Annotated in this window: 2 protein-coding genes; one reads left to right on the top strand and one right to left on the bottom strand. The window is 70.3% G+C overall.

Annotated features, from left to right (window positions below):
* Positions 1–398: 398 nt before the first annotated feature.
* On the bottom strand, positions 399–1,253 hold the full coding sequence (locus Aple_RS48865) for a transposase (RefSeq protein ID WP_155351639.1): 855 nt from the start codon (positions 1,251–1,253) through the stop codon (positions 399–401).
* A 48-nt stretch (positions 1,254–1,301) separates the two neighbouring features.
* On the opposite strand from Aple_RS48865, the gene Aple_RS53025 reads away from it, so the two are divergent.
* Positions 1,302–1,636, top strand: a 335-nt coding sequence (locus tag Aple_RS53025; protein ID WP_176644307.1) for a hypothetical protein, incomplete at its 3' end; no start/stop codon positions are given.

The following is a 1,636-nucleotide window of genomic DNA, read 5'->3' as shown; positions in this document are numbered from 1 at the left end:
TCCGACTCCGGCATCGCCCGCACCGGCGCCGCACCCCGGCCCCTCCCGGAATGCCACACCCGACCCCGCCATAGCCCCCACCGCCACCGCCACCGCATCCGACCCCTGCATCGCCCTCACCGGCACCGCACCCACCCCGGTCTCGCACGGGAGGTCGCACGCGGCTCCGGCCGCGTAGCCGACCGACTCCACATCCGGTACCGGCCCGGGCGGACGACGCGCGCCTACAGGCAGACACCGGGCAACCTCACCCCACGAGCGCGGCTAGATCATCACCGTGGGTGTGCGGGCGATGATCCACGGATGCCGTGCTCATGTGCTCACCACGAGCGCACTGCACCGGCCGGATGACGAAGATCACGCAACGTAGCCGCGATCCGCAGATGGTGTGCATGCCCCTACGTGTCCCGGCTTGTTTTGGTCGCGGCGGCGATGGCCCGGGCGCGGGCGGACTCGGCGGTGCGCCGGGCGCGGGACTCGTCACGTTGTGCTGCGTCCGCGCGTTTGGTTGCCGTTGCGTGCTTCGCGCGTGCGTCGGTCAGTTTGGCCTCTAGTTCCGCTAGTTTCGTCTCCAGTGCGGTCACCTTTCCGGCCCGCCGATCCCTTTCCTGGATGGATTGCGCTAGCTCGCGTGCCCAGTCGGCGTGAATCGCCTCTGACTCCAACGCTTCGCGTTCGGCTTGCGCGGCTGCCTCGGCCAGTTCGTGAGCGCGGCGTTCGCGTTGCGCCTCGAGATCGATTTTTCGGGCGGGGGGCGCGGTCTTGGGCGGGGAGCGGGTGACGGGGGCGGGGGCGAAACCGCTGTATGCGAGGGCGGTGGTGAGGGTCGCTTGCCGTACCTGGGTGGCGGCTTCGGCGTCGACCACGGCGGCGTCGAGGGTTTGTTCGACCTCGGTGAGGGTGGTGAGGCGGTGGCCGGAGGAGGAGGCCAAGTCGGCGACCAGGCGGGCGACGCGGGCGGTGAGGGCGGTTCTGCGGGCGGAGAGGGCGGTGAGGGTTCTGGCGTCCTGGTCCTGCCAGGCTTGGCGGAGGTCCTCGCCCAGGGTGAGGAGTTCGGTGAGTTCGGGCGGATTCTGGCGGGCCAGCTGGTTCACCGCCCAGGCGACGACGGTGGGGCGGCGGAGTTTGCCGATCTCACGGGCCAGCGTGGCGTTTCCTGCGGCTTTGACCTCTTTGGCGAGGGCGTCCCTGGCGGCGGTGAATTCGGCGGGAGGCAGCGCGTAGAGGGTGTCCGCGGCGTCATTGAGATCCACGTATCGACATATACCCAGTCGCGATATATCTCTGGCAGATTGTCAGGTATGGCGGATCCTTCCTTCCCGCGCGACGATCTGCGCGCGACCATCGCGGCGAGGCGCGATCTCGGTCCCGAGTACGAGGCGGCGCTGACCGAGTCCTTCCTCAACCGGATCGAGGCCACCATCGCGGCCCAGGTCGCGGCCGAAGCCTCCCGGCGCATGCCGAACCCCAAGGAGCTGGCCCGGGAGGACCGCGCGGAAGGCGGTCGCGCGCTCGGGCTGGCCCTCGGCTCGCTCGGCATCGCCATCCCGCTCACGGCGGGCGCGGCCATCGGCGCCGGCCTGCCGGGGATCATCACCGCCTGGAGCGGCATCGTCCTGGTCAATTTCGCGTACGC

It is taken from the genome of Acrocarpospora pleiomorpha (assembly GCF_009687885.1).
GTDB classification, from domain to species: domain Bacteria; phylum Actinomycetota; class Actinomycetes; order Streptosporangiales; family Streptosporangiaceae; genus Acrocarpospora; species Acrocarpospora pleiomorpha.
The sequence above is the reverse complement of the archived record's forward strand: the minus strand, read 5'-3'. Positions and strand labels throughout refer to the sequence as shown.